The sequence below is a fragment of the Streptomyces sp. NPDC020489 genome (assembly GCF_044386545.1).
Classification (GTDB): domain Bacteria; phylum Actinomycetota; class Actinomycetes; order Streptomycetales; family Streptomycetaceae; genus Streptomyces.
This window is the reverse complement of record NZ_JBIRUZ010000002.1, coordinates 477,253-501,907: the sequence shown is the minus strand read 5'-3', so window position 1 is coordinate 501,907 and position 24,655 is coordinate 477,253. Positions and strand designations below refer to the sequence as shown.

Annotated in this window: 19 protein-coding genes; 13 read left to right on the top strand and 6 right to left on the bottom strand. The window is 70.1% G+C overall.

What is annotated here, in order from left to right; genetic code table 11:
• The first annotated feature begins 186 nt into the window (after positions 1-186).
• Both ACH41F_RS05965 and ACH41F_RS05960 read left to right on the top strand, forming a co-directional pair.
• Positions 187-309: a hypothetical protein gene (locus tag ACH41F_RS05965; protein ID WP_398833324.1), complete on the top strand. Its 123-nt coding sequence runs from the start codon at positions 187-189 to the stop codon at positions 307-309.
• Positions 310-585: 276 nt separating this feature from the next.
• Positions 586-741, top strand: a complete 156-nt coding sequence (locus ACH41F_RS05960; RefSeq protein WP_391232167.1) for a DUF6131 family protein — start codon at positions 586-588, stop codon at positions 739-741.
• Between the two features lie 10 nt (positions 742-751).
• Here ACH41F_RS05960 and ACH41F_RS05955 read toward each other — a convergent pair whose 3' ends face one another.
• Positions 752-1,750 (bottom strand): alpha/beta hydrolase, encoded by a 999-nt coding sequence (locus ACH41F_RS05955; RefSeq protein WP_398833321.1) that lies wholly within the window; start codon positions 1,748-1,750, stop codon positions 752-754.
• 512 nt (positions 1,751-2,262) lie between these two features.
• On the opposite strand from ACH41F_RS05955, the gene ACH41F_RS05950 reads away from it, so the two are divergent.
• Positions 2,263-2,691 carry a hypothetical protein gene (locus ACH41F_RS05950; protein WP_398833318.1) on the top strand — a complete coding sequence of 143 codons (429 nt, stop codon included), beginning with the start codon at positions 2,263-2,265 and terminating at the stop codon, positions 2,689-2,691.
• A gap of 248 nt (positions 2,692-2,939) precedes the next feature.
• Here the strand turns inward: ACH41F_RS05950 and ACH41F_RS05945 are convergent, their stop codons facing one another.
• Positions 2,940-4,163 (bottom strand): metallophosphoesterase, encoded by a 1,224-nt coding sequence (locus ACH41F_RS05945; protein WP_398833316.1) that lies wholly within the window; start codon positions 4,161-4,163, stop codon positions 2,940-2,942.
• 204 nt (positions 4,164-4,367) lie between these two features.
• A complete protein-coding gene (locus tag ACH41F_RS05940) occupies positions 4,368-7,349 on the bottom strand; it encodes a glycoside hydrolase family 2 TIM barrel-domain containing protein (RefSeq protein WP_398833656.1) in 2,982 nt (993 codons plus the stop codon).
• 237 nt (positions 7,350-7,586) lie between these two features.
• Between ACH41F_RS05940 and ACH41F_RS05935 the strand changes: the two genes are divergently transcribed.
• Positions 7,587-8,588 carry a substrate-binding domain-containing protein gene (locus ACH41F_RS05935; RefSeq protein ID WP_391232171.1) on the top strand — a complete coding sequence of 334 codons (1,002 nt, stop codon included), beginning with the start codon at positions 7,587-7,589 and terminating at the stop codon, positions 8,586-8,588.
• Positions 8,589-8,643: 55 nt separating this feature from the next.
• Here ACH41F_RS05935 and ACH41F_RS05930 read toward each other — a convergent pair whose 3' ends face one another.
• The 3 genes from ACH41F_RS05930 to ACH41F_RS05920 all read right to left on the bottom strand — a co-directional run bounded on the left by ACH41F_RS05930 (position 8,644) and on the right by ACH41F_RS05920 (position 10,195).
• Positions 8,644-8,934: a hypothetical protein gene (locus ACH41F_RS05930; protein ID WP_398833314.1), complete on the bottom strand. Its 291-nt coding sequence runs from the start codon at positions 8,932-8,934 to the stop codon at positions 8,644-8,646.
• 189 nt (positions 8,935-9,123) lie between these two features.
• Positions 9,124-9,615 carry a hypothetical protein gene (locus ACH41F_RS05925; protein ID WP_398833311.1) on the bottom strand — a complete coding sequence of 164 codons (492 nt, stop codon included), beginning with the start codon at positions 9,613-9,615 and terminating at the stop codon, positions 9,124-9,126.
• Positions 9,616-9,646: 31 nt separating this feature from the next.
• Positions 9,647-10,195, bottom strand: a complete 549-nt coding sequence (locus ACH41F_RS05920) for a GNAT family N-acetyltransferase (protein WP_391232175.1) — start codon at positions 10,193-10,195, stop codon at positions 9,647-9,649.
• A gap of 287 nt (positions 10,196-10,482) precedes the next feature.
• Between ACH41F_RS05920 and ACH41F_RS05915 the strand changes: the two genes are divergently transcribed.
• From ACH41F_RS05915 to ACH41F_RS05875, 9 genes are all read left to right on the top strand, one after another.
• Positions 10,483-11,001 (top strand): hypothetical protein, encoded by a 519-nt coding sequence (locus tag ACH41F_RS05915; protein ID WP_398833309.1) that lies wholly within the window; start codon positions 10,483-10,485, stop codon positions 10,999-11,001.
• 228 nt (positions 11,002-11,229) lie between these two features.
• Positions 11,230-11,580, top strand: coding sequence for a hypothetical protein (locus ACH41F_RS05910; protein ID WP_398833305.1), 351 nt, complete (start codon positions 11,230-11,232; stop codon positions 11,578-11,580).
• A gap of 635 nt (positions 11,581-12,215) precedes the next feature.
• Positions 12,216-13,628, top strand: a complete 1,413-nt coding sequence (locus ACH41F_RS05905; RefSeq protein ID WP_398833303.1) for an ABC transporter substrate-binding protein — start codon at positions 12,216-12,218, stop codon at positions 13,626-13,628.
• 113 nt (positions 13,629-13,741) lie between these two features.
• Positions 13,742-14,701 (top strand): carbohydrate ABC transporter permease, encoded by a 960-nt coding sequence (locus ACH41F_RS05900; protein ID WP_398833300.1) that lies wholly within the window; start codon positions 13,742-13,744, stop codon positions 14,699-14,701.
• A gap of 16 nt (positions 14,702-14,717) precedes the next feature.
• Positions 14,718-15,593: a carbohydrate ABC transporter permease gene (locus ACH41F_RS05895; RefSeq protein WP_398833298.1), complete on the top strand. Its 876-nt coding sequence runs from the start codon at positions 14,718-14,720 to the stop codon at positions 15,591-15,593.
• Between the two features lie 108 nt (positions 15,594-15,701).
• Complete coding sequence (locus ACH41F_RS05890) at positions 15,702-17,318, top strand: glycoside hydrolase family 13 protein (protein ID WP_398833296.1); 1,617 nt, start codon at positions 15,702-15,704, stop codon at positions 17,316-17,318.
• Between the two features lie 235 nt (positions 17,319-17,553).
• On the top strand, positions 17,554-19,587 hold the full coding sequence (locus ACH41F_RS05885; protein WP_398833294.1) for a glycosyl hydrolase family 28-related protein: 2,034 nt from the start codon (positions 17,554-17,556) through the stop codon (positions 19,585-19,587).
• A gap of 208 nt (positions 19,588-19,795) precedes the next feature.
• A complete protein-coding gene (locus ACH41F_RS05880; protein WP_391232183.1) occupies positions 19,796-20,806 on the top strand; it encodes a substrate-binding domain-containing protein in 1,011 nt (336 codons plus the stop codon).
• A 347-nt stretch (positions 20,807-21,153) separates the two neighbouring features.
• On the top strand, positions 21,154-24,525 hold the full coding sequence (locus ACH41F_RS05875) for a CARDB domain-containing protein (RefSeq protein ID WP_398833292.1): 3,372 nt from the start codon (positions 21,154-21,156) through the stop codon (positions 24,523-24,525).
• Positions 24,526-24,655 lie beyond the last annotated feature (130 nt).

The window sequence follows — 24,655 nt, the reverse complement described above, 5'->3', positions numbered from 1 at the left end:
GCGAAGGTCGTTCCAGGCGTCGTGTCGAACGTACTCGTCCAACTCATCCTCGCCTTGCTCGGCCTCAACTGAGAAGGGGCCAGGGGGAACCACCCGGGGAGTACACCGGGCCCCCGCCTTTCCCTGCTGCCCCTCTCCGGATGCCGCGCACCGCCCGAGAATGTTCGGCGGGCTCGCCGTGACCGGTTGCGAGGTGCCTTCGACTACGTCCTCGGCCCGCTGGAGCCCGACCTGTCCTCCACAGACGCCGTCGCCGCGGACCAGGCCCTCGGGTGGGGCCCCGATGCCACCGCCGACATCGTGGGGTGAGACGTCCGGCCGAAGGTCATGATCCTCGCGAGCGAGCTGCTGGGCGCCGACCTGTGCGGCGCGGGTGGGCGCTGCACCGGCAGCTCCGCGCTCACGCCGTTGCCTGTCCACGCCGAACTGTGAGGACACTGTCACCGTCGGTAGCCCCGGTTCCTGTGGCAGGGCGAAGTCGATCTCTGTGGAATTTAATCGGCAACAGTTTCCTGATTGCGTGGGTGACAGCGCTGCTTCGGGGCATTCGGGAGATGAAAGATCGGGTCACCCAGGAGGTAGGTCATGATCGCGCTCGGCATCATTCTGCTCATCGTCGGTTTCCTCACCGGCATATCCATCTTGTGGACCCTCGGCATCATTCTGGCCGTGGTCGGAGTCGCCTTCTGGATCATGGGATCCATGGGCCACGCGGTCGCCGGCCGACGCCACTATTGGTGACCGTAGACCTTCAAGAACGCCGACAGTTGCCCCCGCACCGAAAACCTTCGGTGCTGGGGGCATCGGGCGGTACGGGGGCAGGTCCCGCCTGTTCCCCCGACGCGGCGACCGCGTCGTACTCGGTCACGTGGCCCCGTGCGACGCGGCCGGGGACGGAGCTGCCCGGTCCGTCCGACCGCCATAGCCAGCGGAGAGCGTCGGGAAGCAGGACACCGCCGTGGTTGGGGCTGTGGCCGCCGTCGCCCAGGACGAGGCGGAAGTCGTATCCGGCTTCCGCGAGCGCGGCCGCGACGCGGAGGTTGGCGGCGAGCCAGTTCCCCTCGGGCTGGTTCCACCGCAGGTCGCGATGGCCCGCTTGCAGGAAGACGCGCAGCGGCTCGCGCGGGACCCGGGGGATGTCTTCGGGGTAGGGGTTGCCGCCGGGCATCTGCGTGAAGCTGGGCAAGTATCCGATGACTCGCCGGAATTTGTCCGGGCGCAGCCAGGCCGCGGTAAAGGAACAATTACCGCCGCTGCTGCCACCACACAGGCCCCATCGATCGGGTTCCTCGGTGATCGAGTAACGCCTCGTGACCTCAGGAATGATCTCCGTAAGGAGAAAAGTGACGTACCGGTCGTCGTAGGCGTCGTACTCGGTGTTTCGGTTCTTCGGATTCTCGGCGCCCGGAAAGACGCCAGGGTCGACGAAGACTCCGATGGTGACCGGGATGTCGCCGCGGTGGACGAGGTTGTCGAGAACGATGGCGCCGCGCACCTCCCCTTCGGGGTCGAGGTACCACCAACCGTCCTGGAACACCATCAGCGACGCCGGCTCCGAGGGGTCGTACCGCGCGGGCACATGCACCCAGAACTTCCGTGAGGTCGCCGGATAGACCGCGCTGTCGTTCCAGTCGAACTCGATCGTCTCACCGGCCGGTACGCCCGGCTGAGCGGCGGAGTCGGGGCCATGGGCGTAGCGCACGTCCGACTGCTGGATCGGCAGCGACTGGTAGGGCACCTCGATCGTCACGCGGGCCAACCTAGGAGAGATCACGAACGTCCTCAAAGGGTTTGTGACCGCCTCACATGGCCTGGCCTCTCCAGCCGTGCTCAACAGCGATAGGCGGCTGTCGCGGCCTCGGTGAAGGATCAGATCAATGGGTGGGTGTCGCCCGTGTTCCACACCGCTACCACTCGACTCGGCGCCATGTCGGTCAGCGGCGATGAACCGCTACGCCACCGAACCCGCTTGAAGCCGGGGCGAATCGCACGATCGGAAGAATCCCCACTGTGTCGGCGCGAAGCCCGTTCCTCTCCGCCGGTGCCCGATGAGCGGAAGCGCTCGACACTCGGTGGGCCGATCACGCACCGGAGAAGGCGGGTTGAGGCGCACGGCCGCCGTCTCGTCAGCAACCGGGAGAAGGGATCGCGGGGTTGCGGGACGCCGCCGATGCTCGTCGGCGGAGGAAGGTCGATGCGTATCGGCGTTCATTGCCCGGACGCCGGGTGTTTGCCTTCGGCGCTAGCGGCAACGCGGAGTACATGAGTCAATCGAACAGCGGCACGAGTCAGAATTCCAACGCCAAGCAGAGTGCTTCTGCCAAGGCCCGTCAGGCCACGGCGAAGGCAACTGCCCCGGCGTCGCAGGCGGCAGACAAGGCAGCCGCCAAGTCCGGTGACGCGGCCTCGGCGGCCGTGGACACGGCCGAGCGTACGGCCGGAACGGGCACGGCCATCGTGAACAGCACGGCCGAGCGCGTCCAAGCCGGCCGCCAGGCCGTCATCGACGCCTCGGGGCAGGCCGCGGCCTTCGCCAAGACGACCTGGACGGTGATCGCGAACCGAAAGGCCGTGGCCGCCGGTGTGGGTGCGGGCCTGTCGGTGCTGGGTGCCACGTCGTACCTGGCGGGGCGCCGCGCGGGTCGCCGTACGTACGGTCCGATCACGCGTCTGACCGGCGGACGGATCTGAGGTCAGAGGTCACCGGAGCGGCCCCGCCACCAGGCGGGGCCGCTCCGGTGTTTGCTGCTTCGCGGAACGGCCGCCCGCGGGTGGCGGTTGGGCCGGCGCGACAGGCGGATCCCAAGCCTGCCCGTCTCCGCGAGGAGGATGCCCGGCGCGCGTTTCGTGGTGACACGCGCGCGAGTCCACCGACGGGATCATCAGTCGGTGGCGCGCCCCTCGGCCGACGGACGCGCTTCCCGCGGAAGTGCCGGGTGCTAGCTCGACGTGGGCGCGTGCGGGGAGCGGAGCACGAGCAGAGTGATCTCGCTGGGGGCGAACACGCGGAACGGCGGGCCCCAGAAGCCCGTGCCTCGGCTCGTGTAGAGCAGGGTGCGGGAGCCGTGCCGGGTGAGGCCGGCGAGGGCGGGCTGGTCGAGGCGTACGAGGTGATGGAAGGGCCAGATCTGGCCGCCGTGGGTGTGGCCGGAGAGCTGGAGGTCGACACCGGCGGCCGCTGCCCGGTCGATGAACTTGGGCTGGTGCGCCAGGAGCAGCACGGGCAGGTCGGGATCGGCGCCGTCCAGGGCTCCGGTGAGGTGGGCGCGGTGGCCCGGCAGTCCGGAGGACTCGGCGGTGACGTCGTCCACGCCGGCGACGACGAGGGTGTCACCTCCGCGTTCGAGCAGCAGATGGCGGTTGCGCAGCGGCTCCCAGCCCAGCTCGTTCATCAGGTCGACCCAGCCCTGGGCCTCGCTGTAGTACTCGTGGTTGCCGGTGACGTACACCCGGGCCCGGGTGGCTCGTACGGTTCTCAGCGGGGCGGCCTGGGCGCGGCGGCGTTCGGCCGTACCGTCCGCGATGTCGCCGGTGTGGCAGACCAGGTCGGCCTCCAGGGCGTTCACTGTTTCGCACACCCGCACGGACCAGCGGGCGCGATCGAGCGGGCCGTAGTGGGTGTCGGTGATGAGGGCGACGCGAAGACCGTCCAACCCGGCGCCCAGCCGGGGGAGTTGCACATCGAGTCGACGCACGCGCGGCACCCGGCGGGCCTCCGCGTACCCCCAGACGAGCAGCACCGCGGCGACGCCGAGGACGGCCCAGGCGACGACGCGGGCCCGGCCCTGACCCTCGCCGACGTCGGCCACGGTCAGGGCGAGCCGCAGGAACACGCCGAGCAGGACGGACCAGGTGAACAGGATCCAGCTCGAACCCAGCAGGGTGTCGCCGACGATCGCTGCCCGGTCCTGCTGCCGCCGACCGTGGCCGCGCATCATCGCGACCGGCATGCCGACGAGTCCGAGGACGAACAGGGCGGTGCCGATCAGCGTGACGGGCAGGGGCCAGTGCTGGCCGGTGTACAGCAGCACCCAGCAGGGCACCGTCCAGAGCAGTACGGGGGCGACCAGAGGGAGGTAGCGCATCAGGCGGAGCAGTCGGCTCTGCTGCCGCGGGGCGCGCGCCTCGTTGTCGGCGGGTCGGGTGTCGCTGGTGTCGGTCACGCTTGCCCTCTCTGACCGGTCTACCGTCCCGCGCACTGTATCCGGTCGCCCTCGGACCGGCCCCCCCGGCATTCCTGGGCGGCGGGCCCCGACTGGCGCCGTCCTCCGCGACCGTCGGCATCTTCGAACCGTCCGCCGACGCGGTCCCGGGGGCGACGCGGTCGGGGCCCGCCCTTCACCCGCCCGCCCTTCACCCCCCGGCGCTCACCTGGTCGCGCTGATGCGGAGCCTGAGCGTGTGGGCCTCGGGGCGCAGGGCGAAGTCCGGCCAGACGTCCGGGCCGCAGGCACGCGAGCCCAGGCCGTGCTGGGCGGCGTCGATGTGCAGGTGGGTGGTGGTGGAGTCGGGGAGTTCGAAGGGGTGGTCGGCCGCGGCTATCTGCTGCGGGGTGTGGCGGCTGAGGACGAACCCGGGACGGCGACCGCGGGTGTCGGGGAGGGCCACGACACGCAGCACCTCGGTGCCGCCGCTGGTCAGGGACAACTCGCGCAGTCGGGAGCGGTGTCCCGTCTCCTGGGGGCGCGCGTAGTCGACCGAGAGACCGCGCACGGAGGAGGAGAAGCGGCCCGTCAGCGCCGCGTGGAGACTGTCGGGGTAGGACTCCAGCGGGCCGAGGCCGAACCACTCGGCGCCGTCGACGGGCGCGGTGCCGTCGGGCAGGTCGAGACGGATGCCGACCCGCGGCCACACGGTCCGCCAGCCGCGGGAGGGCTGGATCTCCACGCGCAGCTCCAGTTCACCCGCGTCGAGTGTCCAGGTCGACTCCACCGTCACGAACAGGGCGGAGTTCGCCGCGGACACCTTGTCGACGGTGCGCAGGGCGTCCTCGGCACGTTCGGTGCTGACGCGGCGTGTGGTCAGCCGGTGCAGGCCGTCCCGCCGCCACAGTTCGGCGTTGGAGATGCCCGGGACGGCCGCGTCGGTGTGGTCGACCTCGTCGGAGGCGGCCTCGTCGTTGTCGGTCGGCGCACGGAACAGCTCCAGCCGGGGGCCCGACACGGCCCGGTCGGCGAGCCGGACCAGGGAACCGTCGGCGAACTCGGCGATCCCCAGGTCGAGGGTCCCGGTGCAAGGCCGCCAGTCCGGCTCTGGGCGTACGGCGGGAACGGGACGGTGGACCGAGCGGTCCAGCTGCGCGGTCGCGACGACGTGACCCTCCGACGCCCAGGCGGTCCCCGTGGCCAGCACCGCGTCGATGGTGAGCCACGTCTCGGCGTCCGGGGCGACGGCGACCGGCGGCAACGGCACCCACCCCGAGGCGCCCGCGGCGACCACAGGGGCGTCCAACTCGCCCTCCTCCACGAGGATTCCGTCGTGCTCGACGCGCCAGCGGAACCGCAGATCCGAGGTGTCCGCCGAGTGCCGCAGGTTCGTGACGGCGACCTTGTGACCGTCGAAGGAGAAGGCGAGGGGCTGCACGACCGCCTTGAACTCGTACAGACTCGGCGTCGGGACGTCGTCGCTGAGCACCATGCCGTCCATCACGAAGTTGCCGTCGTGCACGACCTCCCCGAAGTCGCCTCCGTAGGCGTAGTACGGCGTGCCGTCCGCCGCCTCGGCCAGGATGCCGTGGTCGCGCCACTCCCACACGAAACCGCCGTGCAGGCGGGGGTGTTCGCGGACCAGCGCCTCGTACTGGTCGAACCCGCCCGGGCCGTTGCCCATCGCGTGGGCGTACTCGCACAGCAGGAACGGCTTGGTGCGCTGCCGTGTGCCCTGCGCGGGCGTGCAGTTGAACAGTGGCGCGCGGGAACCGTCGGTGCCGATCTCCTTGGTCTCCGGCACGGAGGAGTACATGCGGGAGTAGACGTCGGTGTACTCGCCGGTGTGGTCGCCCTCGTAGTGCACGGGGCGTCCGGCGTCGCGGGCGTGGACCCAGGAGGACATGGCGGCGAGGTTGCTGCCGGTGCCCGCCTCGTTGCCGAGCGACCAGATGACGATGCTGGGATGGTTCTTGTCCCGCTCCACCGTGCGGCGGATGCGGTCCAGGTACGCCTCTCGCCACGCGGGGTCGTCGCTGGGGTTGCCCGCCCAGTCGACCTTCTCGAAGCCGTGCGTCTCCAGGTCGCATTCGAGGATGACCCAGAAGCCGAGCTCGTCGGCGAGGTCGAGGAGCCGCGGGTGCGGCGGGTAGTGGCTGGTGCGGATGGCGTTGACGTTGAACCGCTTCATCAGGGCGAGATCCGCGCGCGCGTGCTCCTCGTCGAAGACACGGCCGCGCTCGGGATGCGTCTCGTGGCGGTTCACCCCGTGGAAGACCACGCGGCGGCCGTTGACCAGGAACTGATCGCCCCGGATCTCGACCGTACGGAAGCCCACGCGCAGGGCGATGCTCTCCGCCGCGTTGGACACCGTCGCCTCGTACAGGCGGGGAAGCTCCGCCGACCAGGGTTCGACCTCGGCGACGTCGAAGCCGGTGACGTCGGCGGGCGTCGCCCACACCCGCTCGACGCCGAGTTCGGGGATGCGCAGCGTCACGGGGAACGCCGCGGGGTCGGCGACGATCTCGGGGTCGATGTGCCCACGGCCGGTGTCGTAGCCGGTCCGCAGCCACACGTCCTCGATGCCCGCGGCCGGGCGGGCCAGGAGGGTGACGTCCCGGAAGATGCCCGGCAACCACCACTGGTCCTGGTCCTCGACGTAGCTGGCCGCCGACCACTGGTGCACTCGTACGGCGACGACGTTGCCGCCCGGACGCACCGCGGAGGTCACGTCGAACTCGTGGGCGAGCCGGCTGCCGCTGGCGCTGCCGATCTCGATCCCGTTCACCCACACCCGGAACAGCGACTCGACCCCGTCGAAGCGCAGCACGACCCGTCCGGCGCCGGACCAGTCGGCGGGCAGCTCGAAAGAGCGGCGGTAGTCGCCGGTGGGGTTCTCGTCCGGGACGTGGGGCGGGTCGATCGGGAACGGGAACTGGACGTTGGTGTAGATCGGCCGTCCGTAGGCACCGTCGCCCTGGAGCACCCAGTGCGAGGGGACGGGCATGTCGTCCCACCCGCGATCGTCGAAGTCCGAGGCGGCGAAGTCCTCCGCGACGGCCGCCGTGGGGGAGAGGCGGAACCGCCAGGAACCGTTCAGCGACAGGGAGGGGGCGTCGGAGTGCAGCCAGGAGCGTGCCGGGCGGAGCGCGCCACGCGCCGGGGTGATGTCAGAAACGTGAGCGGAGAGCTGGGAAGGCAACAGTCACATCTTTCTGCTGGTCACGGTGTTCTGCGCGGGGGAAGCGGCCGGTCAGGCGGTCGTCTGAGGCGGGTCGGTCCGGATCCTTCGAGAACTACGGCGGCGGCTGGCGGGGCGGTTGGAAGCGGGGTCCGTGAGCGGTAACGTGAGCGCTCACGGGAGCTGGCCGATGTGGAGTCTGCGCCCATGTCCGGACAAGTGTCAAGGCGCCGGAGTCGCAGTGAGGGACAGAGGTGGGACATGACGTCGTCGGCGCACGGTCCACGCAGAGTGACCATCGACGACGTGGCCCGGGCCGCCGGAGTGTCGCGGCAGACCGTGTCACGGGCGCTGAACGACAAGGGCGAGATCGACGCCACCACCAAGCAGCGCGTCCTCGACCTCGCCCGGGAGCTGGGCTACCGGCCGAGCCGCTTCGCCCGAGGCCTCGTACGGCAGGACTCCACCAGCGTCGGCCTGGTGATCCCCGACCTGCTCAACCCCTTCTTCACCGAGGTCGCCGCCTCCGCGCTGGAAGCCGCACGCAAGCGCGGCTGGCACGTGGTCATCTACGACACCGGCGACAACGCGGACGAGGAGCGCGGCACCCTCGAAGCCATGGCCGCGCAGGTCGACGCCGTCGTGGGCTACCTGACCCTGCCCGAGGACGAGATCGACCAGCTGACCCGCGGGCTCCCCGTCGTCCTCATCGACCGTGAACACCGCGGCGAGCGGTTCAACGCGATCAGGATCGACGGCGAGGCGGGCGTCCACGCCGCGATCCGGCATCTGGCCGGCAAGGGACACCGGCGCGTCGGCATGCTCGACCACGGGGCCCCCTCCGAGCCGAGCATCCGACACCGCTGGTTCGCCGACGCCATGACCGCCTGTGGCCTCGCCCCCACCGCGGTCAGCCACGCCGAGCAGACCATCGAGGGCGGACAGAACGCACTGCGCGAGCTGCTCGCCGCCCACCCCGACGTCACGGCCGTGTTCACGTTCAACGACGTCATCGCCATCGGCGCGCTGCGCGCCGCGCGGCAGCTCGGTCGCAGGGTCCCGCAGGACCTGGCCGTGATCGGCTTCGACGGCCTCCAACTCGGCACGCTGGTGGAGCCCGCGCTGACCACGGTCGCCCTGGACACCCGCGAACTCGGCGTGCTCATCGTCGAACAGGCCGGCCGCCTGCTGGCCCGCAGCGGACCACTCAGCCACGAGGCGGCGACCGTCCGGGCCGAACTGCGACTGGGCCAGTCCACCTGACCGAGGCGCGTGCGGCCCGGCGAACTCAACAGCCGTGCGTTCGGGGGCCGGTGGTTCAGGCCGTGGGGGTGTCGTCCGTGCCGTCGACCGGTTCGACGCCTGCGTCCCGCGCCATGGCGAGGAAACGCCGGACCACCTCCACCGCCATGTCCAGCCCCTCGGACGCGGACTGCTCGTCACCGAAGACGCGGACCGCCTCGGTCACGGCCACGGCCAGTTCGGACTCGGCCTTGCGGACCTTGACCTCGGCCTTGTCCACCAGGTCGACCGCCAGCAACTGGCGGCGCTGCTTCTCCTGAAGCCTCTGCTTGCGGGAAGGGGCCTTCTCGGGGTTCTGCACTGTCATGACCAAGATCATAGTGAGTCGCGGCACGCCTTCCGTCCCGGCAAGACGCGGCCGACTGAGCGCCGTTGGAGCGGTCTGGCTCTGGACGTACACGGCTTCGACTGACCTGACCGCGCCCTCGGTCTGCCGGGCGGACCGAAGCACGCGGCTCGAGTTTGAACGGGGCACGGGCGGTCCTGTTGCCGTCGGTCACGGAGTGCGCGTCGGTGCGGCGGTCAGCAGGCTGTTGGCGACGTCCTGAAGGGCTTGGCTCAGTTCGTCCTCGGGCAGGTCGCCGCAGATCTTGCGGCCCTCGGTGAAGTCGACGCCGCCCCCGGTTCTGCGCAGTTCGGCCGTGAGCCAGGCCCGGCATTCGGATGTGACGCCCGTGGTGGCGGTGGCTTGCGGCAGGGGGCCGTCGAGGGCATCGCTGACCTGGTCGGCCATGAGTTCACCCGAGTACTTCTGGAGCGTTCCGGCGTCGACACCGTCGCACTGCGAGGGCGGGGCGGTGGGGGTGGCCGTCGCACCTGCCGCGATGGCGTCCCGGAGTTGCTCGCGCATGGCGATCTTGCAGGCGCCCGGATCGGCGTGGGTCTCGCTCTGTCCATCACCGGCGCACGCGGAGAGCGCGGCGGTCAGCACGACAGTGAGAACGAGGAGGGCGGGGTGAGCGGCGCGGGCGGTGGTGCGGGCCTTCATGATCCCCCCGGGGCAGTGATGTCGAGGGGCATCATGCGGCATGAGTGGTCGCCACGTACTGGTTCGACGACAACTCGAAGACCCGAGTGCGTCGACCGTGGCCGCGGCCGACGAACTCACGGACCGGCTGCATCCCCAGTTTGGTGACGACCCGTTCGGAGGCGCCGTTGCCCACCTGCACGATGCTCACGATCCGCTCAAGACCCCGCTCCTCGAACCCGAACCGCACGGCGGCCGCAGCGGCTTCGGTGGCCAGTCCCTGCCCCCAGTGGGAACGCCCCAGCCGCCAGCCCACCTCGACCGCCGGCAGCACCTCAGGAAGGAAGTGGGGCACCGCGAGCCCGGTGAACCCGGCCAGTTCACCGGTGGCCCGGATCTCCACGGCGAACAGCCCGAAGCCCTCCGCCTCCCACTCGCGCTCCCACGCCTGGATCCCCTCCCGGGTCTCCTGCTCGTCCCGCACGCTGCCGTCCCGAATCCAGCGCATGACCTCGGGATCGGCGTTGACGGCAGCCATCGGCACGATGTCTTCCTCGCGCCAGCGACGCAGGATCAGCCGGGGAGTCTCAAGGGTGACCATCGAATCATTCTGGATCAACGACGGTTTCGGCACCACGGTCGCGGTCGGGCAGTGAGCTGGGGAACTCGGGCGCCTGTGTGCCGCGTCAACCCGGTGACGGACTTACCGGCCCGCTCGGAGTCCGCGAGGCCCAAGTCGGCGGCCGGCGCCGCTGGTTCGCACGACTCAAGCTCCCGCCGCTGCAAGGCGCTTCACTCGTTCGGGGCCACTACAGAGCCACACGCCCACACCGTGACGTCACGCTGCGCATGATGCCCCCCTCATCACGCACGACCCTGGGGGGGACCATGCGCACTCGCGCCATTGCAGCCGCCGTACTCACCGCAGGCCTGTTGCTCACCGCGTGCACCAGCAGTGACAGCGACGAGGCCACCAGGACCAAAGCCTCTCCGGACGCGACCAACACCCCTACCGCCGGGGCTCCCAGCACCTCCACCGCCTCCCCCGAAGACGCGGCGAAGGACGCGGAAGAGGAGTTCGAGAAGAGCGTGGACGACGTGGAGAAGGCGCTCGGCGAGACGATCGGGGTCCAGGACGGGACCTATGAAGTCACGAAATCGGCGCCGGAGTACGACGACCCGTCGAAGGCGCTCGACGACGAGTACATCGCACCAGGCACCTACACCACCAAGGGACTGGCTGACCGGGGGCCGAGCTGTTACTGGGCACGCATGCGAGACGCGTCCGGCAAGACGGAATCCATCATCGCCAACGACCTCACCACCGGGCGGGCGACCGTCACGGTCTCCGAAGGCGAGTTCTTCAAGACGTCCGACTGCAAACCGTGGACGAGGTCGGGGAGTTGAGCCGGGAAGGCGCGACAACTCGAGGGGATAGCGGAGGAGTGCTCCAGGAGGGGCACTCCTCCAGGCCCCGGCGCGGGGCGGGGGGGGGGCGTTGTCCGGTGCCGGTGTCCTCGGCCGGGAGGCCGTCCTGCACGCCGGAACGGCCCCGCCAGCGGTGCTCGACGCCCAACCGGGCAGTCTTGGGAGCGTCATTGCCAGGTGTCGGCCACGGGCACCTAGGCTCCCCGCATGCAGCAATCCGAAATCATGCGACGCGTCATCGGGATCCTGACCGAGGCCATGGAGATAAGGCGACAGGCAACCGAGAACCCGGACGTCGACGTCGCACTCACCGGCGCCATCTCCAGTCTCCTCGCCGAGACCCTCCCGGAGATCAGCCTCCCGGCGGACGCGACCCCGCAAGAGGCCGCGGACATCATCGTGAGGGCCCTGGGGCCTGCCATCGTGGCGCTCTCCACATGCTTCTCCTACGCCTTCGTCCACCTGGGCGAGGTGCACGACGAGGGACACCCCGAGACGTCGACGACCGACGTCCTGCGGTCCCTCTCCCTGCGGTTCTCGCAGGGAGACAGCGCCTGACCCGACGGTCCCCGACCGCCGAGCGTGAGACACCCGCGGGCATCTGGGCGAGCCCGCCACGATCACGATCACCGGTCCTGTCAACCCCTTGCGCTCAGAACACCGGAGTTTGCGGTCGTAGACCGGTCGGCTGATCGCCCTCGCGGCAAGTCCGCGGTGTACGGCGGCGGGGCGCGGGCCTGCCCGGCCCGCGCTGCCCGGAAGTCGTGAAGCGGCGTCTCCTCGCGTTCGAGGCGCCCCATCGGCGCGGGCCCCCAGGCGCCCCACACTCGCTGGCCGCTCCGTATCCAAATCCCCTGGACCCGCAGCTGTCTGTGCTGCTCCTTCCGTCGCCGCGCCCTGCCCGACGGCCCCCTTCCGGTTTGCCGCAGTTATCGAAAGGCACCCCGCTGCGGGCCCTCGGTGCGAGCGGACGCGAGGCGTCGTAGGGGCCCTCCCGGCGGACTCGGTAGGGGAGGGCGGCAAGTCTCCCTTGCATCGTTGACGACCAAGCGACACCACATTGTCGAGCAATTACGAATTTGGCGCGCAATCTTGCGTGCGGTTGTCGACGGTGGTTGAGTGTGGCCCGCCCCACAACGCACCCGTACCGACGGTGGGGCCTCCTCCACGTCATGCCCGAAGGGGACCCACCCATGAGAGTTGCCCGGTTCCGTCGTACGCGCCGCGCCAGCGCGGTCGCCCTCGTCTCCGCTCTGACGCTGACCGCGCTGGCCGCCTGCGGTACCAGCAGCAGTGACAACGGGGACGACTCCGAGGGGAGCGGATCGAGCGACCCGTCCGCCCCGCTGGACCCCAAGACGAAGGTGACCCTCACCATCGACTGCATGCCCCCGACGGCGAAGGCGGCCGAGCTCAAGGAGTGGAAGGAGGACGTCGCCGAGTTCAACAAGACGTACCCGAACGTCACCATCGAGGGACGCTCCACGCCCGGTCAGTGCCTGGAGCCCGCACGGTTCACGGCCATGCTCAAGGCCAAGTCGCAACCGGACGTCTTCTACACCTACTTCACCGACCTCGGCCAGGTCCTCTCCGAGGACGGCGCCGCCGACATCAGCGCGTATGTCAACGACAAGACGGTGCCGCTGCTCAAGGACATCGACCCCAACGTCCTCGGCCAGCTCAAGAAGGACGGCAAGCTCTACGGCCTGCCCACCAGCAACTACACGATGGGCCTGCTCATCAACCGCAAGCTGTTCAAGCAGGCCGGGCTCGACCCCGACAACCCCCCGCGCACCTGGGACGAGGTCCGTGCGGCGGCCAAGAAGATCGCCGGTCTCGGCGACGGTGTCGCGGGCTTCGGCGAGTACAGCGCCGGCAACACCGGCGGCTGGCACTTCACCGCGCAGATGTACAGCCGTGGTGGCGAGATCGTCGACGCCAGTGGCAAGAAGGCCGCCTTCAACGACGACATCGGCAAGCAGGTGGCCGAGAACCTCCACGCCATGCGCTGGGAGGACGACAGCACGGGCAAGACCCAGCTGCTGAAGTGGGGAGACCTGCAGAAGCAGATCGCCACCGACAAGCTCGGCATGTTCCTCGCCGCGCCCGACGACATCGCGTACATGGTCCAGCAACTGGGCGCCCAGTACGAGAACTTCGGCATGGGCCCGATCCCCGGAGAGCAGAGCACGCTCGCCGGCGGCAACAACTACATGATCAAGAAGGGCATCTCCGGCGACAAGATCAAGGCCGCGGTCGCCTGGCTGAACTTCAAGAACCTCACCGTCGGCAAGGGCCAGTTCGACTGGGAGCGGGCCAAGGCCGACAAGCTCCCCGTCGGTGTCCCGCAGCCCAACTTCTGGCTGAACGAGTCCAAGACCAAGGACGACGCGGCCCGCCAGGCCAACGCGACCATGCCGGTCGCCAACTTCAAGGCGTTCATGGACAACCCGGTCCCGGGCAAGGCCGAGCCGCCGAAGGCCCAGGAGGTCTACAAGGTCCTCGACAACGTCATGTCCGGCATCCTCACCAACAAGAACGCCGACATCGACAAGCTCCTGTCCACCGCCGAGTCGCAGGTCAACCAGGTCCTCGCCAACCAGTGACCGCCCGGGGCGGGGCGACCCTTCCGTGGTGGCCCCGCCCGGCAGCAGCAACGGCAGCACGTACGACAGGACGTACGACAGGACGTACGGCAGCCCAGTACCGAGGAGCGACGATGTCGGCCCCGAGCCTGACCCCGAGCAAGGCGGGACCTCCCCGCCCTCCCGAGCCGCGCACCGCGGGCCCGTCGGCCCCCGGCGGCTCCTTCGCCAGAAGCCTCAGGCGAAACCTGACGGCCCACGGCTTCCTCATCGGAGCCGTCCTCTGCTTCCTGGTGTTCTCCTGGTATCCGATGATCCGGGAGTTCTTCCTCGCCTTCCAGAAGACCGAGAGCGGGAAGACGACCTGGGTCGGCTTCGACAACCTCGTCACCGTCTTCAACGACCCGGCCTTCTGGCAGGCCTGGCGCAACACACTGCTGTTCACCGTGCTCGCGCTGGTCTTCGGCTTCGCCGTGCCGTTCGTCGTCGCGGTGGTCATCAACGAGTTCCGGCACGGCCAGGGTTATCTGCGGCTGCTCGTCTATCTGCCCGTCATGCTGCCGCCCGTCGCCTCGGTCCTGCTCTTCAAGTACCTGTACGACCCCGGGTACGGGCTCCTCAACGAGCTGTTCGCGATCCTGCACCTGCCCGAGCAGCAGTGGCTCCAGGACCCCGAACTGTCCATGCTGTCCGTCGTCATCGCGTCCACCTGGATGAACATGGGCGGCGCCACCCTGATCTACCTCGCCGCGCTCCAGGGCGTGCCCGGCGAGCTGTACGAGGCGGCGGAGCTCGACGGCGCCGGTCTGCTGCGCAAGATCTGGCACGTCACGATCCCGCAGACCCGTCTCATCCTGTCCCTGATGCTGCTGATGCAGATCATCGCGACGATGCAGGTCTTCGTCGAACCCTTCCTCCTGACCGGCGGCGCCGGCCCCGAAGGCTCCACGACCACCGTCGTCTACCTCATCTACCAGTACGCCTTCAACTTCAACAACTACGGTGCCGCGGCGGCGCTCGGCCTGCTGCTTCTCGTACTGCTCGCCGGATTCTCGGTGCTGTACGTCAAGCTCAGCCGCGCCGAGGACAAGTAGGCCAGGGGAGTCCACCATGTCCACACGCACACTCATCGCGCCGGCCGTCCTCGCCAAACGCAAGGGCAAGGCGTTGTACTGGACCGTCTTCGCCGTGGTCGTCGGCGGGTTCAGCCTGGTGTTCCTCGGGCCGCTCTACTGGCTGGTCTCCAGCGGCTTCAAGGACACCCAGGAGGTGGTCCGGACCCCGCCCAGCCTGGTGCCCGGCAGCTTCACGCCGGAGAACTACAGCAGGGCCTGGGACGTCATGGATCTGTCCTCCCTTCTGTTCAACACGCTGTACTACGCGTTCGGCGCCCTCGCCTTCCAGCTCGTCCTCGACGTGGCGGCCGCCTACTCGCTGTCCAAGCTGCGTCCCGTCCTGGGCAAGGCGATCCTGGGCATGATGCTGGCCACGCTGATGATCCCGGCGACCGTGCTCGTCGTACCGCAGTACCTGACCGTGCTCGACGTGCCGATCGTGGAGCGCAACCTGCTCAACTCGCCCTGGGTGATCTGGCTGCCGTCCGTCACCAACGCGTTCAACATCTTCCTGCTGAAGCGCTTCTTCGACTCCGTTCCGCAGGAACTCCTGGACGCCGCCTCCATGGACGGGGCCGGCCCGATGCGGACGCTGCGCTCCATCGTGCTGCCGATCTCGCGGCCCATCCTCGGCGTGGTGTCGATCTTCGCGGTCGTCGGAGTCTGGAAGGACTTCCTGTGGCCGATGCTCACGCTGCCCGACCCCGCCAAGCAGACCCTCAACGTCGGCATCTACTCGCTGTCCAACGGCGTCCCCGTCAACGTGCTGATCGCGGCGCTGACCATCGCCTCGATACCGACGCTGCTCATCTTCCTGGTCTTCCAGCGCAACATCATGAGCGGCCTGACCGCCGGCGGCCTCAAAGGCTGACGCCCACCGCACGGAACACCCCCCGATGAACTTCGCCGCCGCCCTGTCCATCCGCCCCGCAGCAACCGGGGCGGCGGCGAGGAACCTTCCTGCCCGAAAGGAACCTCTGTGGCAGCCCCTCATGCGCCCCGCACCGACGACTGGTGGCGCGACGCCGTCATCTACCAGGTGTACCCACGCAGTTTCGCCGACGGCGACGGCGACGGCACCGGTGACCTCGCGGGCGTCCGGGCGAGACTGCCCTACCTCGCCGAACTGGGCGTCGACGCCGTCTGGTTCACCCCGTGGTACGCCTCGCCGCTGGTCGACGGCGGCTACGACGTCGCCGACTACCGCACCATCGACCCCGCCTTCGGCACCCTCGCCGAAGCCGAGAAGCTGATCGCCGAGGCCGCGGCCCTCGGTATCCGCGTCATCGTCGACATCGTCCCCAACCACGTCTCCGACCAACACCCCTGGTTCCAGGCAGCGTTGGCAGCAGGGCCCGGCAGCGCCGAGCGGGAGCGGTTCCACTTCCGGCCCGGACGCGGTGAGCACGGTGAACTGCCCCCGAACAACTGGCCCTCCCAGTTCTCCGGACCCACCTGGACGCGCGTCCCGGACGGCGAGTGGTACCTGCATCTGTTCACCCCCGAACAGCCCGACCTCAACTGGGCCCATCCCGAGGTCCGCCAGGAGCACGAGGACGTCCTGCGCTTCTGGTTCGAGCGCGGTGTCGCCGGCGTGCGGATCGACTCCGCCGCGCTCCTCGCCAAGGACCCCGCGCTCGCCGACTTCGAGGAGGGCGTCGACCCCCACCCGTACATCGACCAGGACGAACTCCACGATGTCTACCGGTCCTGGCGCGCCGTGGCAGACGAGTACGGCGGGGTCTTCGTCGGCGAGGTGTGGCTGCCCGACGCCGAACGCTTCGCGCGCTACCTGCGCCCCGACGAACTGCACACCGCCTTCAACTTCAACTTCCTTTCCTGCCCCTGGGAACCCGGCCGGCTGCGCCGCACGATCGACGACACCCTCGCCGAGCACGCCCCGGTCGGCGCACCCGCCACATGGGTGCTGTGCAACCACGACGTCACCCGCACCGTCACCCGTTACGGCCGCGAGGACACCGGCTTCGACTTCGCCACCAAGCGTTTCGGCACGCCCACCGACCTCGCTCTCGGGACCCGCCGCGCCCGGGCCGCCGCCCTGCTGACCCTCGCGCTGCCCGGCTCGGTCTACCTCTACCAGGGCGAGGAACTGGGCCTGCCCGAGGCGGCCATCCCCCTCGACCGGATCCAGGACCCGATGCACTTCCGCTCCGGCGGTGTCGACCCAGGCCGCGACGGCTGCCGAGTGCCCCTGCCCTGGGAGGGGGCGGCCCCGGCGTACGGGTTCGGCGCGGGGGAGGCCCCCTGGCTGCCGCAGCCCGAGAACTGGGCGCACTACGCCGTGGACCACCAGAGCGTCGACGCCGACTCGATGCTCTCGCTCTACCGGCAGGCGCTGCGCATCCGCCGTGCCGAGCCGGGTCTCGGCGACGGGCCCATGCGGTGGCTGCCCGCCGAGGAGGGCGTGCTGGCCTTCGCCCGCCCCGGGGAAGTGGTCTGCGTCGTCAATCTCTCGGCCACGCCCGCCGGCCTTCCCCCGCACCGCGAGGTCCTGTTGGCCAGCGGGCCGCTCCGGGCCGACGGGACGCTGCCCTCGGACACGGCGGTGTGGCTGCGGGCCGCCGACGGCGCCTGACCCGCGTTCCCTGCGCGCCCCGCCGTCCGCAGCAGGTCGGCCGGGCGCGCAGGTTCCATCCGGCGGCTACCGCGGGGGGCATCGCGGCGCCCCCCGAGCCCCGTGCCAGCACGTTCCATCCGCCGGCTACCGCCAGGCGCGCCCCCGCGCGTACGTCCCTGCCCCCGCCACCCGACCCCACCCACAACCCCCGTACGACGTCCCTCGCCTTTCCCTCCGACAGAAGCGAGCCCCGATGTCTCCCAGACGCGTCCGCGCACACACCGGCGCCAGAGCCACCTCCTTGTTCTGCGTGCTCCTCGCTCTCGGACTGGCGGCCGACGGCATCGCCGCCGCGGCACCGGGCCGCACCTCCGACACCGCCGGTGTCCGTCCGGTCGTCACCCGGGCCGCATTGGATCCCGCACTGGTCGCCGGGCGCGGCGCGGACGTGGACTTCGACGAGCAGGAGGCCGAGAACGTCACCACCGACGGAACCGTCATAGGGCCCGACCGCACGCCGTACACCCTGGCCTCGGAGGCGTCCGGACGGAAGGCGGTCCGGCTCACGCACGGTCAGTACGTCGAGTTCGTCCTGCCGCGTGCCGCCAACGCCCTCACCGTGCGTTACAGCATCCCCGACGCCCCCGAAGGCGGCGGGATCACCGCGCCTCTCGACGTGAGCGTCGCGGGTCGGCACCGCGCCACGATGACCCTCACGTCCCAGTACTCCTGGCTCTACAACCAGTACCCGTTCACCAACGACCCCCGCGCCGACCTGCTGCACCCCGACTGGTGGATCACCGAGTGCTCCTGCGTGCCCTCGGCCACCACACCCGCCCCGCGGATCGACAAGCCGTTCCGCCCCACCCACTTCTACGACGAGCAGCGCCTGCTCCTTGACCGCACCTACCGCGCGGGCGACCGGGTGCGCCTGACGGTGCCCGCGGGCAGCCGCGCGGCCTGGACCGTGGTGGACCTGCTCGACTCCCAGCTCGTCGCCCCGCCGAAAGCCGTACGCGGGGGAGTCGACGTGCGGGCCTTCGGCGCGGACCCCACCGGCCGGAGGGACGCCGCGCCCGCCATCGAGCGGGCCATCGCCTTCGCCCGCCGCGCGCACCAGCCCGTCCATCTGCCGCCGGGCACCTTCCAGGTCAACCGGCACATCGAGGTCGACGACGTCACCCTCATCGGTGCGGGCAGCTGGCACACGATCCTGAAGGGGCGCCAGGTCACCCTCGACACCCCCGCGCCCGACGGGTCCCGGCACACCGGCGTGGGCCTGTACGGCAAGAGCGCCGCGGACGGCGGCAGCCACGACGTGCACCTGTCCGGCTTCGCCGTCGAGGGTGACGTCCGTGAGCGCGTCGACACCGACCAGGTCAACGCGATCGGCGGCGCCATGAGCGACTCCACCGTCAGCGGCCTGTATCTGCACCACACCAAGGTCGGGTTGTGGTTCGACGGGCCCATGGAGAACCTGCGTGTGCGCGACAACGTCATCGCCGACCAGATCGCCGACGCCCTCAACTTCCACACCGGCGTGACCCGTTCGCTCGTGCACGGCAACTTCATCCGCAACACTGGCGACGACGGCCTGGCGATGTGGTCGCAGACGACGGCCGACTCCGGCAACACCTTCTCCCGCAACACGGTGCAGTCCCCGACCCTCGCCAACGGCATCGCGATCTACGGCGGACGCGACAACACCGTCAGCGGCAACCTGGTCGTGGACCCGGTGCGCGAAGGCAGCGCGCTGCACGCGGGCGCGCGCTTCGGGGCCACACCGTTCGGCGGGTTCCTGCACTTCACCGACAACACCACGGTCCGCGCCGGCACCCTCGACCTCAACTGGCGGATAGGGCTGGGCGCCCTGTGGTTCTACGCCCTCGACCGGTCCATCGACGCCGACATCAGGGTCACGGGCGACCACTACCTCGACAGCACCCACAACGCGATCATGCTGGTCAGCGAGTACGGGGTGAAGGACCTCTACGACATCCCGTCGGTCCACTTCAAGGACATCCGTGTCGACGGCACCGGCAACTCGGTGCTCAGCGCCCGCACGAAGGGGGCCGCCACCTTCGAGAACGTGGACGCCCGCAACGTCGGCGCGGTCGGGGTGAACAACTGCGGTTCCTTCAACTTCCCGGCGTCCGGATCGGAGTTCTCGCTGACCGACCTCGGGGGCAACGACGGAGGCTGGCTCGCGGACTGGCTGCTGCCGAACACGATCACCTGTGACGACCGCCCGCCGGTGGTGGAGCCCCCGACACCCTCACCCTGGTGACGCGGTTACGTGCATCCCGCAGACCGGTGTGCTCCCTTCCCGGTGGCCCGGGCGGTCGCCGGGGGAGGGGGTGCCCAGCCGGTGGGTTCCGGTGTGCAAGCGCGGTCCCGAAGCGAGCTCGGGGCGGTGCAAGCGGCGCGTCTCGGAGACGGCGAGAAACCGGAATTTTCCGCAACTGGCTTGCGTATCTTGCGCTAGGCTTGCGTTCATGACGCGACGACTTGCTCAGGTGGCGAAGAAGGTTGGGGTCAGCGAGGCGACGGTCAGTCGTGTCCTCAACGGAAAGCCCGGGGTGTCCGAGGGGACCCGGCAGTCGGTCCTGACCGCCCTGGACGTGCTCGGGTACGAGCGGCCTACCCAGCTGCGCGGTGAGCGGGCCCGGCTCGTCGGCCTGGTCCTGCCCGAGCTGCAGAACCCGATCTTCCCCGCGTTCGCCGAGGTCATCGGCGGGGCGCTGGCCCAGCAGGGACTGACCCCGGTGCTGTGCACCCAGACCCGGGGCGGCGTGTCCGAGGCGGACTACGTGGAGCTTCTGCTGCAGCAGCAGGTCTCCGGCGTCATCTTCGCCGGCGGTCTGTTCGCGCAGGCCGACGCCCCGCACGAGCACTACCACCAGCTCGCGGAGCGGAAGATCCCGGTGGTGCTGGTCAACGCCTCCATCGACGGACTGGACTTCCCGTGCGTCGCGTGCGACGACGCCGTCGCGGTGGAACAGGCCTGGCGGCATCTGGCCTCCCTGGGGCACGAGAGGATCGGCCTGGTCCTCGGCCCGGAGGACCACATGCCGTCGCGCCGCAAGCTGGCGGCCGCCCGGCTGGCCGCCGACGCGGCGGGCACGGTCTGGGACGACGCCCTGGTCCAGCGGTCGATCTTCTCCCTGGAGGGCGGGCAGGCGGCCACCACCCGGCTGCTCGAGGCGGGGGTCACCGGCATCGTCTGCGCCAGCGACCCGCTCGCCCTGGGCGCCATCCGGGCAGCGCGTCGGCGAGGACTGACCGTGCCTTCGCAGGTGTCGGTCGTGGGCTTCGACGACTCGGCGTTCATGACGTGCACGGAACCGCCGCTGACCACGGTGCGCCAGCCCATCGAGGCGATGGGACGCGCGGCGGTGGACCTGCTGTGCTCGCAGATCCAGGGGAGCACCGCGCACCCGGGCGAGCTTCTCTTCGAGCCCGAGCTGGTGGTGCGCGGCTCCACCGCGCCGCCGCCCGTCGAGTGACCGACTGATCCCGCGCCGCCTCACGGCACCGGTGTCACCGCCTTTCCGGCGGTCCTGACACCGGTGCCGTTGTCGTTTCCACGGCATTCGACTGTCGTGAACCTGACGGAAGCGTTGACAAAGTCGTCACACTGGAGAAACCTGTCACCTCAGCGTTGCAAGTGAGTCACATAACTACTCAATAAATCGACTCAACGGCGCCATCCCTCATTGAAGTCCTGCTGGGCTCCAGGCGCGCGACCTCGGCACCCCCACTCCGGCCCCGGCGTGCGTCCCGCGCCCGCAGGCCCGATCCGAGAGGCGGCGCCGGGGTTCCCGCACCCTGCCCGGATCGCGGAGAGGCCACCATGAGACGCATCAACCTGAGCAGACGGCTGGGGGTCGGCCTGCTGCTCGCGGGTCTGACAGCCACCGGGCTGCTCCCCGCCCCGGCACACGCCGCGGCCCAGCCCAACCTCGCCCTGGGCAGAACGGCCACCGCCGGCGGAGCCCTCGGCGGCTACCCGGCCGCCCACGTCACCGACGGAAGCCAGCAGACGTACTGGGAAGGGCCCACCGGCTCCTTCCCCCAGTGGGTACAGGTCGACCTCGGCGCGCAAGTCCCCCTGGACCGCGTCGCGTTGAAGCTGCCCACCGGCTGGGAGGCGCGCACCCAGTCGCTGTCCGTCCTCGGCAGCACCGACGGCGGCTCCTTCAGCACCCTCGCCGCCGGGCAGGGCCGCGCCTTCAACCCGTCCGCGGCGAACACCGTGAACATCGACCTGCCGGCAGCGACAGCCCGCTACGTACGGGTGCAGGTCGCCTCCAACACCGGCTGGAACGCAGCCCAGTTGTCGGAACTGGAAGTCTTCGGCGAGGGCGGCCAGGAACCCGAGGAGCCGCCGGTCGAGGCGGGCGACCTCGCCCGGGGCAAGCCCGTCGAGGCCTCCTCGACGACCCAGAACTACGTCGCCGCCAACGCCAACGACGGCAACCTCGGCACCTACTGGGAGTCGGCGGGCTTCCCGGCGAACCTCACGGTGAAGCTCGGCTCCGACGCGGACGTCCAGGCCGTGCGCGTCAAGCTCAATCCCGAAGCGGCCTGGGGACCGCGGACCCAGTCCATCGAAGTCCTCGGCCGCGCCACAGGCGTGTCCGCCTTCACCACCCTCAAAGCCCGCGGCGACTACTCCTTCAGCCCCTCTTCGGGCGGCAACAGCGTCCTCGTCCCGGTCAGCGGCCGGGTGGCCGACGTACGCCTCGCCTTCTCCTCCAACACCGGCGCGCCCGGCGCCCAGATCGCCGAGATCGAGGTGCTCGGCACCGCCACCCCGCAGCCCGACCTCGTCGTCACCGACCTGACCTGGTCCCCGGCCGCGCCGTCCGAGACGGACGCGGTGACGGTCAAGGCCACCGTCCGCAACGCCGGCACCGCCACCGCGCCCGCGAGCGCGCTCGACGTCAGCGTCGAGGGCACCGTCGCCGGTTCGGCTTCCGTCGGGTCCCTCGCCGCGGGGCAGTCCGCCACGGTCGACGTGCCCGTGGGGAAGCGTCCGACCGGTTCCTACACCGTCTCCGCGGTCGTCGACCCGAGTGACACCGTCACCGAGTTCGACAACGGCAACAACAGCCGTACCGCGGCGACCAAGTTGACCGTCTCCCAGGCGCCGGGCCCGGACCTGTACGTCACCGGTATCACCACCAATCCGTCCTCGCCCGCGGTCGGCGCCGACGTCTCCTTCACCGTCGCGGTCCGGAACCGCGGCACCAGCGGCGTTCCGGCGGGCAGCGTCACCCAGCTGACCGTCGGCGGCCAGACCCTCAAGGGCACGGCCGGCGCGATCGCCGCCGGCGCCACGGCCGACGTGGCGATCAGCGGTACCTGGAAGGCCACCAGCGGCGGCGCGACCCTCACGGCCACCGCGGACGCCACCGGCACGGTCACGGAGACCAACGAGAACAACAACGTCTTCGCCCGCTCCATCGTGGTCGGGCGCGGAGCCGCCGTGCCGTACACCGAGTACGAGGCGGAGTCCGGCCGGTACCGGGGCACCCTGCTGACCGCCGACAGCAAGCGGACCTTCGGCCACACCAACTTCGCCACCGAGTCCTCGGGCCGCGAGTCCGTACGCCTCGACACCACCGGCGACTACGTCGAGTTCACCTCCACCAACGCCGCCAACTCCCTCGTCGTGCGCAACTCCATCCCCGACGCGGCGGGCGGCGGCGGCCGGGAGGCGACCATCAGCCTCTACGCCGACGGGACGTTCGTCCGCAAGCTGACACTGTCCTCCAAGCACAGCTGGCTCTACGGCAGCACGGACGAACCCGAAGGGCTGACGAACCGTCCCGGTGGCGACGCCCGCCGACTGTTCGACGAGGCGCAGGCGCTGCTGACCACGAGCTACCCCGCCGGCACCACCTTCCGTCTCCAGCGCGACGCGGGGGACAGCGCCGCCTACTACGTCCTGGACCTGATCGACCTGGAACAGGTGGCGCCGCCCGCGTCCAAGCCGGCCGAGTGCACCTCCATCACCGCCTACGGCGCCGTGCCCAACGACGGCATCGACGACACCGACGCCCTCCAGCGGGCCGTCACCGCCGACCAGAAGGGAGACATCGCCTGCGTGTGGATACCCGCCGGGCAGTGGCGCCAGGAGCAGAAGATCCTCACCGACGACCCCCTCAACCGCGGGCAGTACAACCAGGTCGGCATCCGTGACGTGACCATCCGCGGCGCCGGCATGTGGCACTCGCAGCTGTACACACTGACCGCGCCGCAGGACGCCGGCGGCATCAACCACCCGCACGAGGGCAACTTCGGCTTCGACATCGACGACAACACCAAGATCTCCGACCTCGCGATCTTCGGCTCCGGCACCATCCGGGGCGGCGACGGCAACGCCGAGGGCGGCGTCGGCCTCAACGGCCGCTTCGGGAAGAACACGAAGATCAGCAACGTGTGGATCGAGCACGCCAACGTCGGCGTCTGGGTCGGCCGCGACTACTCCAACATCCCCGAGCTGTGGAACCCCGGCGACGGGCTGGAGTTCACCGGCATGCGCGTACGCGACACCTACGCCGACGGCATCAACTTCGCCAACGGCACCCGCAACTCGACCGTCTACAACTCCTCCTTCCGCAACACCGGGGACGACGCGCTCGCCGTCTGGGCCAGCAAGTACGTCAAGGACACCTCGGTCGACGTCGGGCACGACAACCACTTCCGCAACAACACCGTCCAACTGCCCTGGCGCGCCAACGGCATCGCCGTGTACGGCGGTCACGGCAACACGATCGAGAACAACGTCGTGGCCGACACGATGAACTACCCCGGCATCATGCTGGCCACCGACCACGACCCGATCCCGTTCTCCGGACAGACCCTCATCGCCAACAACGCGCTGCACCGCACCGGCGGGGCGTTCTGGAACGAGGACCAGGAGTTCGGCGCGATCACGCTGTTCGCGCAGGGTCCGGACATCCCCGGCGTGACGATCCGCGACACCGACATCCACGATTCGACCTACGACGGCATCCAGTTCAAGACCGGCGGCGGCGCGATGCCGGGCGTGAAGGTGAGCAACGTCCGCATCGACAGGTCACTCAACGGCTGCGGCGTCCTGGCCATGGGCGGGGCCCGCGGCAGCGCGACCCTGACCGGCGTGACCATCACGGGTTCGGCGGAGGGCGACGTCTGTGTCGAGCCGGGCTCCCAGTTCGTGATCAGCCGCAACTGACCGACCGAGGTGACCGGTTCGGCGGCCCGCTCCAGGCGGGTCGCCGAACCGGAACGGCGTCCTGCGTGGACGCCCCTCCAGAACCCCGAGCCACACCCCCGACCCCCCGCCCCGACGTGCGATCCCGAAA

What these genes read in the sequence shown, in the direction of transcription:
- ACH41F_RS05915 (WP_398833309.1), top strand. Translation starts at nt 10,483, where the DNA reads ATGCGCACTCGCGCCATTGCAGCCGCCGTACTCACCGCAGGCCTGTTG.
- ACH41F_RS05920 (WP_391232175.1), bottom strand. Translation starts at nt 10,195, where the DNA reads ATGGTCACCCTTGAGACTCCCCGGCTGATCCTGCGTCGCTGGCGCGAG.
- ACH41F_RS05885 (WP_398833294.1), top strand. Translation starts at nt 17,554, where the DNA reads ATGTCTCCCAGACGCGTCCGCGCACACACCGGCGCCAGAGCCACCTCC.
- ACH41F_RS05930 (WP_398833314.1), bottom strand. Translation starts at nt 8,934, where the DNA reads ATGACAGTGCAGAACCCCGAGAAGGCCCCTTCCCGCAAGCAGAGGCTT.
- ACH41F_RS05895 (WP_398833298.1), top strand. Translation starts at nt 14,718, where the DNA reads ATGTCCACACGCACACTCATCGCGCCGGCCGTCCTCGCCAAACGCAAG.
- ACH41F_RS05880 (WP_391232183.1), top strand. Translation starts at nt 19,796, where the DNA reads ATGACGCGACGACTTGCTCAGGTGGCGAAGAAGGTTGGGGTCAGCGAG.
- ACH41F_RS05905 (WP_398833303.1), top strand. Translation starts at nt 12,216, where the DNA reads ATGAGAGTTGCCCGGTTCCGTCGTACGCGCCGCGCCAGCGCGGTCGCC.
- ACH41F_RS05875 (WP_398833292.1), top strand. Translation starts at nt 21,154, where the DNA reads ATGAGACGCATCAACCTGAGCAGACGGCTGGGGGTCGGCCTGCTGCTC.
- ACH41F_RS05900 (WP_398833300.1), top strand. Translation starts at nt 13,742, where the DNA reads ATGTCGGCCCCGAGCCTGACCCCGAGCAAGGCGGGACCTCCCCGCCCT.
- ACH41F_RS05925 (WP_398833311.1), bottom strand. Translation starts at nt 9,615, where the DNA reads ATGAAGGCCCGCACCACCGCCCGCGCCGCTCACCCCGCCCTCCTCGTT.
- ACH41F_RS05910 (WP_398833305.1), top strand. Translation starts at nt 11,230, where the DNA reads ATGCAGCAATCCGAAATCATGCGACGCGTCATCGGGATCCTGACCGAG.
- ACH41F_RS05960 (WP_391232167.1), top strand. Translation starts at nt 586, where the DNA reads ATGATCGCGCTCGGCATCATTCTGCTCATCGTCGGTTTCCTCACCGGC.
- ACH41F_RS05950 (WP_398833318.1), top strand. Translation starts at nt 2,263, where the DNA reads ATGAGTCAATCGAACAGCGGCACGAGTCAGAATTCCAACGCCAAGCAG.
- ACH41F_RS05935 (WP_391232171.1), top strand. Translation starts at nt 7,587, where the DNA reads ATGACGTCGTCGGCGCACGGTCCACGCAGAGTGACCATCGACGACGTG.